Origin of the sequence: Micromonospora sp. WMMD980 (assembly GCF_029626035.1) — a bacterium.
GTDB lineage: Bacteria > Actinomycetota > Actinomycetes > Mycobacteriales > Micromonosporaceae > Micromonospora.
On the sequence record NZ_JARUBE010000003.1, the window covers coordinates 1,967,484 to 1,982,177 of the forward strand.

Below are 14,694 nucleotides of genomic sequence, written 5' to 3' on the forward strand. Positions count from 1 at the left end.
TGTCTCCTGCCGGTGTTGTCGGCGCTGCGGCGTTAGGGTTGCCGTGTCGAGGGGTGCGCGTACGGGGAAGTCGACGTGGCGCCGCACGGGCGGGGAGGTTGGTCCGGATGCACGAGCCGCAGGATCCTGGTCCGAGTGGGGAACAGCTGGCCGCTGACGGTGAGGTGGGCTACCGGGGGGTGACCGCGTGTTCGGCGGTGGGCATCAGTTACCGGCAGTTGGACTACTGGGCGCGGACGGCGCTGGTGGTGCCGAGTGTGCGCGACGCGTCGGGGTCGGGGACGTCCCGGTTGTATTCGTTCCGCGACCTGGTGGTGTTGAAGGTCGTGAAGCGGTTGTTGGACGCCGGGGTGTCGTTGCAGAACATCCGTAAGGCGATCGAGGCGTTGCGGTCGCGTGGGGTGGATGATCTGGCGGGCATCACGTTGATCTCCGATGGGACGACGGTGTACGAGTGCCGGTCGCCGGAGGAGGTGGTCGACCTGTTGCAGGGCGGCCAGGGGGTGTTCGGCATCGCGATCGGTGGCGCGTTCAAGGAGATCCAGGGTTCGTTGTCGCATCTGCCGGCGGAGCCGGTGGGGGGCCCGGAGCAGGGCGTGCCGGCGGCGGAGGAGCCGGAGACGGACGCGGTGGGGGACGAGTTGGCGGCGCGTCGGGCGCGGCGGCGGGCCGGCTGATCGCTCGGTGTCTCGTGCACGGGATCGCGTCGTGGCCGTCCGGCCCGACGCGATTCGTCGTTTCGGTGACCGACGGTGACCGGTGTGGGGGGTCCGGGGCCGGTTCGGGGTGCGGGCGGGAGCGGTGTGCGCGGCGGGGCGGGTGTGCGCAGGTAGCGGTGGGTTTCCACGCAGTGTCCGAAAGAGACGGTTCGCGGGTCGGGTTGACCGGGTGTGGTCGGGTGTGTGCGCCGCGTCCCACGAGCGGGGTCGTGTCGTTGACGGTCCGTGATTGAGGGTTGTCGAGACGCCGTCAGGGCACGCGTGAACTGTGGCGGCGGGCGCGCTATGGTCCGTCTCGGTCGTCGGCGCGTCGACGTCACCGTGTGTGACGCCGTGTCGGCTGCGATGCCCTTGCCGCGGCGCTGCCGCGGACCCCCTTGGCGGAAGGACCGAGCATGACGGTGACGAGCGAGACCACCCCGATCTCCCACTACGAGCGCATCGGCGGCGCGGCGGCGGTGAAGGGCGCGGTGGAGTTGTTCTACGACAAGGTGTTGGCGGACGCCGACCTGGCCGGCTACTTCGCCGGGGTGGACATGGCCGAGCAGCGGCGACACCTGGCGTTGATGCTGGCGGTGGTGTTGGGCGGCCCGAACGAGTACGCGGGTCGGGGGCTGGCCGAGGCGCACCAGCCGTTGCACATTCCGGGGGCGCACTACGCGAAGGTCGGCGAGCACCTGACGGCGACGCTCGTCGAGTTGGGTGTGCCGGCGGACGTGATCGCCGACGTGCAGGTCGTGCTCGGTCAGGTGCGGGAGCAGGTCGTGTCGGCGGGGAACGCCTGAGCGTGGACGCGGCTCGGCTCAAGCAGAGTTGGTCGCTGGTGGCCGGGCACGGCGACCAGGTGCCGCTCTACTTCTATTCGACGTTGTTCCTGGCGCATCCGGACACCCGGCAGATGTTCCCGACGGACATGGCGGGGCAGCGGGACCGGTTGGTGTCCGCGTTGGGGCACGTCGTGTCGCACGTGGACCAGGTGGACCGGCTGGTCGGGTTCCTGCAGCAGCTCGGGGCCGACCACCGTAAGTTCGCGGTGCGCGCGGAGCACTACCCGGCGGTGGGTGAGGCGCTGTTGGAGACGTTGCGGCACTTCAGCGGCGGGGCGTGGACCGAGGAGCTGGCCGCGGACTGGGCGGCCGCGTACGGGTTGGTCGCGCGGGTGATGTCGGAGGCCGCGCAGGCGGCGGAGGCGCATTCGCCGCCGTGGTGGGTGGCGGAGGTCCTGGCGCACGAGCGGCGCACGTTCGACGTGGCGGTGGTGACGGTGCGGCCGCAGTACCTGTTGCCGTTCACGCCGGGGCAGTCGATCGGGGTGTCGCATCCGGCGGTGCGGTCGTGGCGGTACTACTCGCCGGCGAACGCGCCGCGTCCGGACGGCACGGTGGAGCTGCACGTGCGGGCGGCGCCGGGTGGTGCGGTGTCGTCGCGGCTGGTGTACGGGTGCGCGGCGGGTGACCAGATCCACCTGGCGGCGCCGGTGGGGGACCGGTTGACGTTGTGGCCGGCCGGGTCGTCGGATCTGTTGCTGGTGGCGGCCGGGACCGGCTGGGCGCCGGTGAAGGCGCTTGTGGAGCAGGTCGCGGCGGAGGGTTCGGGGCGTCGGGTGGACCTGTACGTGGGGGCCCGGTCGCGGACGGAGTTCTACGACAGCGAGGCGATCGACAAGCTGGCGGCGTCGCATCCGTGGCTGCGGGTGTCGTACGTGGCGGGTTCGGATCCGCGGCGCCCGGATGAGGTGACGCGGGTGGTCGACCGGGTGCTGGCCGACGGGGACTGGCGGTCGCGGCACGTGTACGTGTGTGGGTCCGACGAGATGGTGGGCCAGTCGGTGGCGGCGTTGACGGGTGCCGGCTACCAGCCGGCGCAGGTGCATCACGAGGGTTTCGGCAAGCATTGGTACGGGCCGGCGTGGCGTACCGCGACCACCGGTGACGGAGGTATCTCATGACGGCTCCGATCAGCGGTTACGACGCGCAGCAGGTGTCCGGGTCGGTGCAGGTGCGCCTGACCTCGGACCGGGTGCGGCGGTGGGAGTTCGGGTCGGCGGCGTTCACCCGCCGCGGCTACGAGCAGGCCGATGTGGACCGGTTCCGGTTGCAGGTGGCCGACGAGCTGGATCTGCTGGCCGCGCAGGTGGCGAACCTGCGGGCGGAGAACGAGCGGCTCAACGACCATCTGGAGTTGCACCGGCACGGGGTGATCCCGAGCGCGGACAAGCCGGCGATGCCGGCGGCGAAGGAGGTCAACCTGTTGTCGGCGGCGCAGCGGGAGGCCGAGCAGATCATCGCGCAGGCCCACGACTACGCCCGGCGGGTCGCCGAGTACGCCCGCACGCAGTACGAGAGTTATCTGCGGGCGGCGGCGGAGGAGGCGAAGCAGGAGGCCGAGCGGGCGGTGATGGAGTATCGCAGCGCCGCCGGTCAGGGTGCCGACGACGCGGTGGCCACCCGGGAGGCGCTGCGGATCTTCGGGGAGATGATGATGTCGCACATGCGGGCCGCGGCGCGGCATCTCGACGACGGCAGTGAGCAGTTGGCCCGCACCATGGAGCGCATCGCCCGGGAGGCCCCGCCGGTGGGCGCCGGCGAGGCGCAGCCGGCGTTGCCGCGTCACCAGCGCTGAGGGTGAGAGGGGGCCCCTTCTCGACGCCAAGCGTTAAGAAGGGGCCCTTCCTTACAGGCGGGCGACGGCGTCGGCGATGGGGGTGTCGCCGCGTCCGGCGAGTTCCCGCTCCAGCAGTTTGGCGATCTTTCCGTGGCCTCCGGCGATGACGACGCGCCTGCGGTCAACGTAGCGCGGCGCCGTTCGGCCCGCCGGGCGAACCGGTCGGGTCGATCATGGGGTTGGGTGGTGCGACGCCCCCGCGTGGGCCACCGTCGACCTCCTGGTCGGCGGGTGGGGGTGGGAGGTGCGGGGGTGGGCGAGGCAGCATGGTGGGGTGAGTGAAGCGGTGGAGGCGTTGACGGCGCTGGTGGCCGGCGGTGGCGTGGTGGTGCTCAGTGGTGCCGGCCTGTCCACCGAGTCGGGCATTCCGGACTATCGGGGTCCCAGTGGCGCGGCGCGGCGGCACACCCCGATGACCTACCAGGCGTTCACCCGGGAGCCGGCGGCGCGGCGGCGCTACTGGGCGCGCAGCCACCTGGGGTGGCGCACGATCGCCCGGGCGGCGCCCAACGACGGGCACCGGGCGGTGGCCCGGTTGCAGCACGCCGGTCTGCTCGGCGGGATCATCACCCAGAACGTCGACGGGTTGCACACCGCCGCGGGCGCCACCGGGGTGATCGAGTTGCACGGGCGCCTCGATGAGGTGACGTGCCTGGACTGCGGCAACGCCACCGGCCGAAAGGAGTTGCACCGTCGGTTGAGTGAGGCCAATCCGGAGTTCGACGCGGCGGTGGCGCACGTCAACCCCGACGGTGACGTGGACCTGCCCGACGAGGCGGTGGCCGGGTTCCGCACCGTCGACTGCGCGGTGTGCGGCGTGGGCATGCTGAAACCGGACGTGGTGTTCTTCGGCGAGACGGTGCCCGCCGCCCGGGTGGCGGACTGTTTCGCCCTGGTCGAAGGGGCGCGGGCGCTGCTGGTGCTCGGCTCGTCGTTGACGGTCATGTCGGGCCGGCGGTTCGTGCTGCGCGCGGCGAAGCACGGCATCCCGGTGGGCATCGTCAACCAGGGTGCGACGCGCGGCGACGGCTACGCGGCGCTGCGGGTGGACGCGCCGCTGGGCGCCACGCTGGGCGCGGTGGCGGCCCGGCTGGCCGAGGCGGCGTCCGCGCCGGCGTGATCGACGCCTGGGACATGAGCCGGAAACACGGCCGCTGGTAGCGTGGGGGTTGCCGGTACCACCCACGTGGGAGAGACCGTCGACCAGGCGGCGCCGAAGGGGCAGATTCTCCCCGGAACCTCTCAGGCAAAAGGACCACGTGGGCAGGCGCTGTGGAGCGCGTCAGCGCGACTCAGGGGGAGGCCGACCCGTCGACCTCGCCCCCACAAGGAGCGCCGCGCATGACCGCTGAGCAGTTCGCCGACCGGCACATCGGCCCCGGGCCGGACGACGAGCGCCGGATGCTGGAGGCCGTCGGCCACAGCTCCGTCGACGAGTTGATGGACGCGGCGATCCCCGAGGTGATCCGCTGGCACGGCGCCCTGGACCTGCCGGCGCCGGCTTCGGAGCGGGAGGCGATCGCCGAGCTGCGCGCGTTGGCCGCCGACAACACCGTCGCGGTGTCGATGATCGGGCTGGGCTACCACGGCACGCACACCCCGGCGGTGATCCGGCGCAACGTGCTGGAGAACCCGGCCTGGTACACCGCGTACACGCCGTACCAGCCGGAGATCAGCCAGGGCCGGTTGGAGGCGCTGCTGAACTTCCAGACCATGGTCACCGACCTGACCGGGCTGGCGACGGCGAACGCGTCGATGCTCGACGAGGGCACCGCCGCGGCCGAGGCGATGACCCTCGCGCGCCGCGCCAGCAAGGTCACCAGCCCGGTGTACGTGGTGGACGCCGACACGCTGCCGCAGACGATCGCGGTGATCGCCGGGCGCGCCGAGCCGCTGGGCATCGAGGTGCGGGTGCTCGACCTGGACGTCGAGGAGTTGCCGGCGGAGTTCTTCGGCCTGCACCTGCAGTACCCGGGCGCGTCCGGCGCGGTGCGCGACCACGCCGGACTGGTCGACGCCGCGCACGCCGTGGGGGCTCTGGTGACGGTCGCGGCGGACCTGCTGGCGTTGACGCTGCTGCGCCCGCCGGGGGAGATCGGCGTGGACATCGCCGCCGGCACCACCCAGCGTTTCGGCGTGCCGATGGGCTTCGGCGGCCCGCACGCCGGCTACCTGGCGGTGCGCGCCGGCCTGGAGCGGATGCTGCCGGGCCGGCTGGTCGGGGTGTCGCGTGACGCCGACGGCAACCCGGCCTACCGGCTGGCGTTGCAGACCCGCGAGCAGCACATCCGGCGGGAGAAGGCGACCAGCAACATCTGCACCGCGCAGGTGCTGCTGGCGGTGATGGCCGGCATGTACGCGGTCTACCACGGCCCGGACGGGCTGCGCGCGATCGCCGGGCGTACCCATGAGGCGGCGGCGCGGCTGGCGGCCGGGCTGCGCGCCGGCGGCGTCGAGGTGGCGGACGTGGCGTTCTTCGACACCGTCACCGCGACGGTGCCGGGGCGGGCCGAGCGGGTGGTGGCCGCCGCGGCGCAGCGCGGCGTGAACCTGCGGCTGGTCGACGCCGACCGGGTGGGGGTGTCCTGCGACGAGACGACCACGGCCGCGCACGTCGCGGCGGTGTGGGCGGCGTTCGGCGCCGACGGCGTCGACGGCGAGGTCGACGCGGCGTTGCCGGGCGCGCTCGCCCGCACGTCGGACTTCCTCACCCACCCGGTGTTCCGCTCCCACCACTCGGAGACGGCGATGCTGCGCTACCTGCGCCGGCTGGCCGACTTCGACTACGCGTTGGACCGGGGGATGATCCCGCTGGGGTCGTGCACGATGAAGCTCAACGCCACCACCGAGATGGAACCGGTGACCTGGCCGGAGTTCGCGCACCTGCACCCGTTCGCACCCGAGTCGCAGACCGCCGGCTACCGCCGGTTGATCGCCCAGCTGGAGGGCTGGCTGGCGGAGGTGACCGGCTACGACGCGGTCAGCGTGCAGCCCAACGCCGGGTCGCAGGGCGAGTTGGCCGGCCTGCTGGCGATCCGCGCCTACCACCGGGACCGGGGCGAGGGGCACCGCGACGTGTGCCTGATCCCGTCGTCGGCGCACGGCACCAACGCCGCGTCGGCGGTGATGGCCGGCATGCGGGTGGTGGTGGTCGGCTGCGACGCCGACGGCAACGTCGACCTGGTCGACCTGGACGCGAGGATCGACAAGCACCGCGACGCCCTGGCCGCGATCATGGTGACCTACCCGTCGACGCACGGGGTGTACGAGACGGGCATCGCGCAGTTGTGCGCGAAGGTCCACGACGCCGGCGGTCAGGTGTACGTCGACGGGGCGAACCTGAACGCGCTGGTCGGGTTCGCCAAGCCGGGCCGTTTCGGCGCGGACGTGTCGCACCTGAACCTGCACAAGACGTTCTGCATCCCGCACGGTGGCGGCGGCCCGGGTGTCGGCCCGGTGGCGGTGCGCGCGCACCTGGCGCCGTTCCTGCCCGGCGATCCGGTCGGCGGGCACGTGGACGGTCGGCCGGCGATCTCGGCGGCCCGCTACGGGTCGGCGGGGATCCTGCCGATCCCGTGGGCGTACCTGCGGATGATGGGTGCGGCCGGGCTGGCCCGGGCCACCGGCGTGGCGGTGCTGGCCGCGAACTACGTGGCGGTGCGGCTGCGGCAGCACTTCCCGGTGTTGTACGCCGGCAACAAGGGCCTGGTGGCGCACGAGTGCATCCTGGACCTGCGGCCGTTGACGAAGGCCAGCGGGGTCAGCGTCGACGACGTGGCGAAGCGGCTGATCGACTACGGCTTCCACGCTCCGACGATGTCGTTCCCGGTGGCCGGCACGCTGATGGTGGAGCCGACCGAGAGCGAGGACCTGGCCGAGCTGGACCGGTTCTGCGACGCGATGATCGCGATCCGTGCCGAGATCGACGAGGTGGCGTCGGGGCGGTGGCCGGCGGGGGACAATCCCCTGGTGAACGCGCCGCACACGGCCGCGATGGTGTCCGGTGACGAGTGGCCGCACCCGTACCCTCGGTCGGTGGGCGCCTACCCGGGTGGGGTGGACCGGGCGGGGAAGTACTGGCCGCCGGTGCGGCGGGTCGACGGCGCCTACGGCGACCGGAACCTGGTGTGTTCGTGCCCCGCGCCGGAGGCGTTCGAGGACTGAGGACGACGCTCACGCCGGGGCGGTGGGTGGTCGCCGCCCCGGCCGGCGCGCCGACGGTCACCGCCGGCGCGTACGCTCACTGACGCTGCGTGATCGCTCAGGCGACGAGGGCGTGGCGGGCCGGTCCCCGGTGCGGGGCGATGGTCCGCCCGTCGGGGAGCAGCTCACCGGTGTCCTCGAAGACGATGACGCCGTTGCAGAGCAGGCTCCAGCCCTGCTCAGGGAAGCAGGCGAGGACGCGGGCGGCTTCGCGGTCGGTCGCGTCGGCGGAGGGGCAGGTGGGTTGGTGCTGACACATCGGGTTCTCCGGACTGTGGGGGCACTGTGTCATGGTTCACATGACCAGTGACGCACAGTACCAAGCGAAACTGCGCGCCATCGAGCAAGGTTGCGGCTTGTTCACCCAGAATCGGCTGAACGGATGAGCCGGCACCGCCCGGACGTCGTGGAAGCGCTCCCACAGGTGCCGGTCGATGTGCCCGGTGCGCCCCCGTCCTGCCGTTCCCGGCTGGTCGAGACCGCCCGGCTGCAGTGGCGCCTGTGCGACGGCGGGGACCCCGCCGACCTGGCGCAGGGCTTCCTCGCCGCGCACGGGGTGCCCGTCGACGACCTGACCCGGCCCGGGCGGCACACCCGAGACGGGGTGTGCGGGGCGGCGCTGTTCCTGTCCGCCGCCGCCGGCGCGTACGCCGTCGGCGCGCCGACCGGCGCGCGCACCCCAATCCCGGCGCTGCCCGACCTGGTCGTGGTCGTCTACCGGCACGCCGGGACGCCACCGCCGCGCTCGGTGACCACGGGCGGCTGGTGGCTGGGGGGCTGGCGCGACAGTTGGACCCCGGCCGCGCACGCCGCCGCCGTCGAGGCGGTCCGCGCCGCCATCGCCCGCGGCGACGTCTACCAGGTCAACCTCGTCGGGCACGCCGCCGCCGGGTACGCCGGCGACCCGCGCCCGGCGCTGCGCCGCCTCGCCTCGCTCCCCGGCGCCCGCTACGGCGGCACCCTGGCCGGGCCCGGCTGGGCGCTGGGCTGCGCCTCCCCGGAGACGCTGGTCGCCGTCGAGGGCGGGCGGCTGGTCACCCGACCGATCAAGGGCACCCGCCCGGCCACCGCCGCCGGGCGCCGCGAACTGCTCGCCTCGGCCAAGGAACGCGCCGAACACGTGATGATCGTCGACCTGGAACGCAACGACCTGGCCCGGGTGGCCCGCACCGGCTCCGTGCGCGTCGACGAACTGTTCGCCGTGCGCCGCTGGTGCGACCTGTGGCAGGCCGAGTCGACGGTGTCCGCGGCGCCCGCCGACGGTCTCGGCCTGGCCGACCTGCTGCGCGCGGTGTGCCCGGGCGGGTCGGTGACCGGCGCGCCCAAGCACGCCGCGCTGGCCCAGGTGGCCGCGTTCGAGCCGGTCGGGCGCGGCGCCGGCATGGGCGCCCTCGGCTGGGTCGGGCCGGACCGGCTCGACCTGGGGCTGACCATCCGCACCGCGGCGGCCGACGCCGACCGGCTGCACCTGTGGGCCGGCGGCGGCATCACCTGGGGCAGCGACCCGGCCGCCGAGGTCGCCGAGGCCGCCGCCAAGGCCGCGCCGGTGCGGGCGCTGCTCGCCGCCGGCTGAGCGCGCCGGCTCAGGCGGCGGCGAACGCGTCGAGGGCGGCGACCACCCGTTCGCCGATGCCGTGCCCGCCGCCGTGGCCACCGGTCTCGACGATCTCCAGGCGGGCGTCCGGCCAGTCCTGGGTCAGCCGCCAGGCGATGTCCGGCGGTCCGCTGACGTCGAGGCGGCCCTGGATCAGCACCCCGGGAATGCCGGCGAGGCGCCCGGCGTCGCGCAGCAGCTGGCCGTCGGGCAGGAAGCCCAGGTTCGCGAAGTGGTGGGTGACCAGCCGGGTGAACCCGTAACGGAACACCGGGTCGGCGTAGCGGGGGCTGGGCGCGTGGCCGCCGGCGAGCGAGACGTGCACGTCCTCCCAGGCGCACCAGTCGCGCGCCGCGCGGTCGCGCACCGCCGGGTCCGGGTCGTCGACCAGCCGGGCGTACGCGGCGGCCAGGTCGCCGTCGCGCTCGCCCTCGGGCACCCCGTCGCGGAACCGCGCCCACTCCTGCGGGAAGACCCGGCCCATGTCCCGGGTCACCCACTCGATCTCGCGGCGGGTGTTGGCCACCACGCTGAACAGCACCAGCGCGGTGACCCGTCCCGGGTGGGCCTGGGCGTACGCCAGCGACAACGCCGAACCCCACGACGCGCCGCACAGCAGCCACCGCTCGACGCCCAGGCGCGCGCGCAGCGCCTCCATGTCGGCCACCAGGTGTCCGGTGGTGTTCACCGACAGGTCGGTGGCCGGGTCGGCGGCCGACGGGGTGCTGCGCCCGCAGCCCCGCTGGTCGAACAGCACGATCCGGTAGGCGCGCGGGTCGAACAGCTGCCGCCAGGACGCGCCCGCGCCGGAGCCCGGGCCGCCGTGCACCACCAGCGCCGGCCGCCCGTCGGGGTTGCCGCAGGTCTCCCAGTACACGCGCTGGCCGTCACCGACGTCCAGGTGGCCCGAGTCGTACGGCTCGATCGGTGGATACATGTCCGCGGTCCTCCCCGTCACCGAATACAACAGTGCTGTTACATTAGCGGACGTGACCGCTCCCGACCCCGACGCCCTCGGCACCCTGCTGCGCCACGTCCTGGAGACCCTCGACGGCGACGTCGCCGCCGTGCACGCGCGCCTCGGCCTCACCGAGTACCGGCCCCGCTACTCACCCGTGCTGCGCGTGCTCGTCGCCGACGGGCCGCTGCCCATCCGCGACCTGGCCAGCCGGGTCGGCGTCACCCACTCCGCCGCCAGCCAGACCGTCGCCGGCATGCGCCGCGCCGGCCTGGTCACCGTCACCCCCGGCGCCGACGCCCGGCACCGCGTCGTCGCCCTCACCGACCGCGCCCGCGCGCTGCTGCCCGCCGTCGAGGCCGAGTGGGCCGCCACCACCACCGCCATGCGCCGACTCGACACCGAACTGCCCGTGCCCCTGGCCGACGAGCTGTACGCGGTGCTCGACGCGCTGCGCCGCCACCCGCTGCGCGACCGCATCACCGACACCGGTCTGCTCCCACCCGCGGGTGGGCACCGGACGCCGGTAAGCAACGGATAACCTTCCGGGCATGACTATGCGCCCGATCCGGATCATCGGCGACCCCGTCCTGCGCACCCCCAGCGAACCGGTCACCACCTTCGACGCCGAACTGCGCGCCCTCGTGCAGGACCTGATGGACACCCTGCTCGGCGCGCCCGGACGCGCCGGCGTCGCCGCACCCCAGATCGGGGTCAACACCCAGGTGTTCGTCTACGCCGCCGACGGCCACCGCGGCCACCTCGTCAACCCCACCCTGGAGCTGTCCGAGGAGCTCCAGGACGACGAGGAGGGCTGCCTGTCCATCCCCGGGCTCTACTTCCCGACGTCCCGCGCCCTGCACGCCACCGCCCACGGCTACGACCAGCACGGCGAACCGCTCACCGTCACCGGCAGCGGCTTCCTGGCCCGCGCGCTGCAACACGAGACCGACCACCTGCGCGGGCGCCTCTACGTCGACACCCTGCGCGGCGACACCCGCCGCCGCGCGCTGCGCGAGATCCGCGCCGGGCGCTTCGACTCACCCAGCCGCGGCCGCTGACCCCAACCGGGCCACCAGGGAGAACTCGTCGTAGTCGGCGACCCGGGTGAACCCCACCCGCTCGTACAGGCGCACCGCCGCCGTGTTGTCCGCCCGCACGTTCAACACCACGTGCCCGACGCGCTCGCGCAGCCGCCCGCACAGCGCCGCCACCACCGCCGCACCCAGACCCCGACCGCGGCACCGCGGCACCGTCGCCACGTTGCCCAGCGCCGCCACCCCGTACGCCGGTGACCACACGTGCACCCCCGCCACCGCGACCAGCTCACCGCCGTCGCGCACCCCCACGTACTGCCCGGTCTCCACCATCCGCGCGTCGAACCAGTTGCCCGGATACGCCCGCTCGTAGAACCGCAGCAACCCCGGCAGATCCGCCGGGCCCAACACCTCGCCCGCCGGCGGCACCCCCGCCAGGCGCCCCGGATCCGTCAACGCCATCCGATGGTGCCGCCCACCCGGGACATGGTCGAACGAACCGGCCAGCGCCTTGAGCAGACCGGGGGACAGGTGCGCGTACAGCCGCGCCGGCAACACCGGCGCCGCCCGCGTCAACAACCCCGCCAGCGCCGCCGTCCGCTGCGGCGCCGCGAACGCCAGCAGCGTGGGCGGCTCCACCCCGTGATACAGCAGCACCACCTCGTCGCCCGAGCGGAACCACGACGTGTACGGCCAGAAGAAGTCGTCCAGATCACCCAACTGGTAGGCGTGCAACACCGGATCCCGGCCCAACAGCCCGGCCAGCACCGCCCGGTCGTGCTCCGCCCGCACCGCCACCTCAGCCCACCACCCACTGGTCGTAGCCCAACCGCGCCACCAACGCCAGCACCACCACCAGCAGCACCACCCGCACGAACCCGGCGCCCCGACGCAACGCCATCCGCGCGCCCACCGCCGCCCCCGCCACGTTGCACACCGCCATCGCCGCGCCCAACCACCACCACACGTGCCCGCTCACCCCGAACACCACCAACGCGCCCAGGTTCGTCCCCGCGTTCACCACCTTCGCCATCGCCGAGGCGTGCACGAAGTCCGCGCCCACCAACGCGGTGAACGCCAGCACCAGGAACGTCCCGGTGCCCGGGCCGATCAACCCGTCGTACAGGGCGATGCCCAGCCCGGCCACCAGCACCGCCGCCACCATCCGCGACCGCGTCCGCCGCGACGGCGCCGACACCGTGCCCAACCGCGGCCGGGTCACCACGAACACCGCCACCGACACCAACACCACCAGCACCACCGGCCGGTACGCCCCGGCCGGCACCGCGCCCGCCAACGCCGCGCCCACGCCCGCCGTCACCACCGCCACCGCCGCCGCCGGACCCGCCACCGCCCAGTCCAGCTTGGTCCGCCGGGCATAGGTCACCGCCGCCGTCGACGTGCCGAAGATCGCCGCCAACTTGTTCGTGCCCAGCGCCGTGGCCACCGGCACCCCGGGCGCCGCCACCAGCAACGCCGGCAACAACAGCAGCCCGCCACCGCCCACCACCGCGTCCACCCAGCCCGCCAGGGCGGCCACGCACAGCAACGTCGTCAACGCCCACGCATCCACGCCGCGCATTCTGCCCACCACGCCGCCACCGGGGAGAACGGCTGTGGTCAGCCTCACCGGCCCCGACGCCGCCGCAACCACATCCCCGCGCACGCCACCGCCACGAACACCAGCATCGAACAGCACAGCAGCTTCAGCACCCGGCCAGCCTGCCAGAGCGACGTAGGGTGTGCAGGTGCGCCTGGCCACCTTCAACCTGCTGCACGGCCGCTCCCTCATCGACGGGCTCGTCGACCCCGACCGGCTCACCGCCGCCGTCACCGCCCTCGACGCCGACGTCCTCGCCCTGCAGGAGGTCGACCGCGACCAGAGCCGCAGCGGCAAGCTCGACCTCACCGCCCTCGCCGCCCGCGCCCTCGACGCCGAGCACCACCGCTTCGCCGCCGCCGTCGTCGGCACCCCCGGCGAGCAGTTCCGCCCCCTCACCCACGACGACGACGGCCACGGCGAACCTCTCTACGGCGTCGGCCTGATCAGTCGTCACCCCGTGCGCACCTGGCACGTCACCCGCCTGCGCGCCGCACCGGTCCGCTCACCCATCTACGTGCCCGGTCCCGGTGGCGGGCTCGTCCTGCTCCGCGACGAACCCCGCGTCGTGCTCGCCGCCGTCCTCGACACCCCGCACGGCCCCCTCACGGTCGCCGCCACCCACCTGTCGTTCGTGCCCGGCTGGAACATCTGGCAGCTGCGCCGCGTCGTGCGCGCCCTGCGCGCGCTGCCCGCCCCCCGGATCCTGCTCGGCGACCTCAATCTCCCCGCCGGCCCCGCCGCCGCCCTCACCCGCTGGCGGCCCCTGGCCCGCCGCGCCACCTACCCGGCCGGGCAACCGCGCGTCCAACTCGACCACGTCCTCGCCGACCCCCACGACCTCGACCGGCTCCCACCCGTCACCGCCGTCGACACGCCGCTGTCCACCATCTCCGACCACCGGCCGCTCGTCGTCGACCTCGGCTGAGACCTCACTCCGCCCCGGTCTGCCGCTGCGCCGCGCGCACCGCGTTGCGGAACAACATCGCCACCGTCGTCGGACCCACCCCACCGACCCGCGGCGTGATCGCCCCCGCCACCTGGGCGCACGACTCGTCCACGTCCGGCAGCAACCGCCGCCCCTCGTACCGCACCCCGCCACCGACCACCACCGCGCCCGGACGCACATGCTCCGGCCGCACGATCCCCGGGACCCCCGCGGCCGCCACCAGGATCTCCGCCCGCCGCGTGTACCGGGGCCAGTCCGCCACCCCGGTGTGCACCACCGTCACCGCCGCGTTCGCCGTCGGCCGCTTCTGCGCCAACAACATCGCCAGCGGCCGACCCAACGTCGCGCCCCGACCGAGGACCACCACCTCACGGCCCGACACCGGCACCCGGTGGAACGCCAACAACGCCTCGATCCCGGCCGGTGTGCACGGCAACGGCCCCGGCAACCCCAACGCCAACCGGCCCATGTTCACCGGGTGCATGCCGTCGACGTCCTTGTCCGGATCCACCTCGGCCAACGCCCGGTCGTAGTCCAGGCCCCCGGGGATCGGGTGCTGCACCAGCACGCCGTGCACCGCGGAGTCGGCGTTGAAGTCCGCGAGCACCGCGTGCAGATCCGCCTGCGACGCCGACGCCGGCAGGTGCACGTGCGGCGACGCGAAGCCCAACTCCGCGGCCTGTCGCTGCTTGATCCGGATGTACCCCGCGCTCGCGTCGTCGTCACCGACCAGCACCGTGGCCAACGCCGGCGTCACCCCCGCCGCCCGCAGCCGCCCCACCGACGCGGCCACCTCGGCCAACACCTGATCCGCCACCGGCCCGCCCGGCAACAGCCGCGCGGTCGCCCCGGACACCGTCGGGGCCGACGTGGAAGAAGACATGCGACACCTCGCCCGCGGAGGCCCAGGCGGTCGACCCCCACGACGAGCTCCCCGATGGTTCACCCATCCCCGTGCCGCCAGTCGCGT

The 14,694-nt window shown here is 73.9% G+C and carries 15 protein-coding genes and 1 riboswitch; of the genes, 10 read left to right on the plus strand and 5 right to left on the minus strand.

Annotation, left to right across the window (positions count from 1 at the left end):
- The first annotated feature begins 107 nt into the window (after nt 1-107).
- From O7618_RS09550 to gcvP, 6 genes are all read left to right on the plus strand, one after another.
- Nucleotides 108-677, plus strand: a complete 570-nt coding sequence (locus O7618_RS09550) for a MerR family transcriptional regulator (RefSeq protein WP_278105654.1) — start codon at nt 108-110, stop codon at nt 675-677.
- 437 nt (nt 678-1,114) lie between these two features.
- Nucleotides 1,115-1,504 carry a group 1 truncated hemoglobin gene (locus O7618_RS09555; protein ID WP_278105655.1) on the plus strand — a complete coding sequence of 130 codons (390 nt, stop codon included), beginning with the start codon at nt 1,115-1,117 and terminating at the stop codon, nt 1,502-1,504.
- 2 nt (nt 1,505-1,506) lie between these two features.
- Nucleotides 1,507-2,667: a globin domain-containing protein gene (locus O7618_RS09560; protein WP_278105656.1), complete on the plus strand. Its 1,161-nt coding sequence runs from the start codon at nt 1,507-1,509 to the stop codon at nt 2,665-2,667.
- Complete coding sequence (locus O7618_RS09565; protein WP_278105657.1) at nt 2,664-3,341, plus strand: cell division protein DivIVA; 678 nt, start codon at nt 2,664-2,666, stop codon at nt 3,339-3,341. Before O7618_RS09560 ends, O7618_RS09565 begins: the two co-directional genes overlap by 4 nt.
- A 316-nt stretch (nt 3,342-3,657) precedes the next feature.
- A complete protein-coding gene (locus tag O7618_RS09570) occupies nt 3,658-4,503 on the plus strand; it encodes an NAD-dependent protein deacetylase (protein WP_278105658.1) in 846 nt (281 codons plus the stop codon).
- Nucleotides 4,504-4,560: 57 nt separating this feature from the next.
- Nucleotides 4,561-4,651: riboswitch (glycine riboswitch) on the plus strand.
- A gap of 73 nt (nt 4,652-4,724) precedes the next feature.
- On the plus strand, nt 4,725-7,547 hold the full coding sequence (gene gcvP, locus O7618_RS09575; RefSeq protein WP_278105659.1) for an aminomethyl-transferring glycine dehydrogenase: 2,823 nt from the start codon (nt 4,725-4,727) through the stop codon (nt 7,545-7,547).
- Nucleotides 7,548-7,644: 97 nt separating this feature from the next.
- On the opposite strand, the gene O7618_RS09580 is transcribed toward gcvP, so the two are convergent.
- Nucleotides 7,645-7,845 carry a DUF5999 family protein gene (locus tag O7618_RS09580; protein WP_013286363.1) on the minus strand — a complete coding sequence of 67 codons (201 nt, stop codon included), beginning with the start codon at nt 7,843-7,845 and terminating at the stop codon, nt 7,645-7,647.
- Nucleotides 7,846-7,968: 123 nt separating this feature from the next.
- Here O7618_RS09580 and O7618_RS09585 point away from each other — a divergent pair, with 123 nt between their 5' ends.
- Entirely contained in the window at nt 7,969-9,159 is a 1,191-nt protein-coding gene (locus O7618_RS09585) for a chorismate-binding protein (protein WP_278105660.1), read from the plus strand.
- A 10-nt stretch (nt 9,160-9,169) separates the two neighbouring features.
- Here O7618_RS09585 and pip read toward each other — a convergent pair whose 3' ends face one another.
- Nucleotides 9,170-10,117 (minus strand): prolyl aminopeptidase, encoded by a 948-nt coding sequence (pip, locus tag O7618_RS09590; RefSeq protein ID WP_278105661.1) that lies wholly within the window; start codon nt 10,115-10,117, stop codon nt 9,170-9,172.
- Between the two features lie 52 nt (nt 10,118-10,169).
- Here pip and O7618_RS09595 point away from each other — a divergent pair, with 52 nt between their 5' ends.
- Together O7618_RS09595 and def are read left to right on the plus strand one after the other, a co-directional pair.
- Nucleotides 10,170-10,679, plus strand: a complete 510-nt coding sequence (locus O7618_RS09595) for a MarR family transcriptional regulator (RefSeq protein ID WP_278105662.1) — start codon at nt 10,170-10,172, stop codon at nt 10,677-10,679.
- A 10-nt stretch (nt 10,680-10,689) separates the two neighbouring features.
- A complete protein-coding gene (gene def / locus O7618_RS09600; protein WP_278105663.1) occupies nt 10,690-11,199 on the plus strand; it encodes a peptide deformylase in 510 nt (169 codons plus the stop codon).
- On the opposite strand, the gene O7618_RS09605 is transcribed toward def, so the two are convergent.
- Together O7618_RS09605 and O7618_RS09610 are read right to left on the minus strand one after the other, a co-directional pair.
- Entirely contained in the window at nt 11,179-11,973 is a 795-nt protein-coding gene (locus O7618_RS09605; protein ID WP_278105664.1) for a GNAT family N-acetyltransferase, read from the minus strand. The genes def and O7618_RS09605 overlap by 21 nt on opposite strands.
- A 1-nt stretch (nt 11,974) precedes the next feature.
- Nucleotides 11,975-12,757, minus strand: a complete 783-nt coding sequence (locus tag O7618_RS09610; protein WP_278105665.1) for a TSUP family transporter — start codon at nt 12,755-12,757, stop codon at nt 11,975-11,977.
- Between the two features lie 166 nt (nt 12,758-12,923).
- Here O7618_RS09610 and O7618_RS09615 point away from each other — a divergent pair, with 166 nt between their 5' ends.
- On the plus strand, nt 12,924-13,703 hold the full coding sequence (locus tag O7618_RS09615) for an endonuclease/exonuclease/phosphatase family protein (protein ID WP_278105666.1): 780 nt from the start codon (nt 12,924-12,926) through the stop codon (nt 13,701-13,703).
- 4 nt (nt 13,704-13,707) lie between these two features.
- Here O7618_RS09615 and O7618_RS09620 read toward each other — a convergent pair whose 3' ends face one another.
- On the minus strand, nt 13,708-14,607 hold the full coding sequence (locus O7618_RS09620) for a tetrahydrofolate dehydrogenase/cyclohydrolase catalytic domain-containing protein (protein ID WP_278105667.1): 900 nt from the start codon (nt 14,605-14,607) through the stop codon (nt 13,708-13,710).
- Between the last annotated feature and the right edge of the window lie 87 nt (nt 14,608-14,694).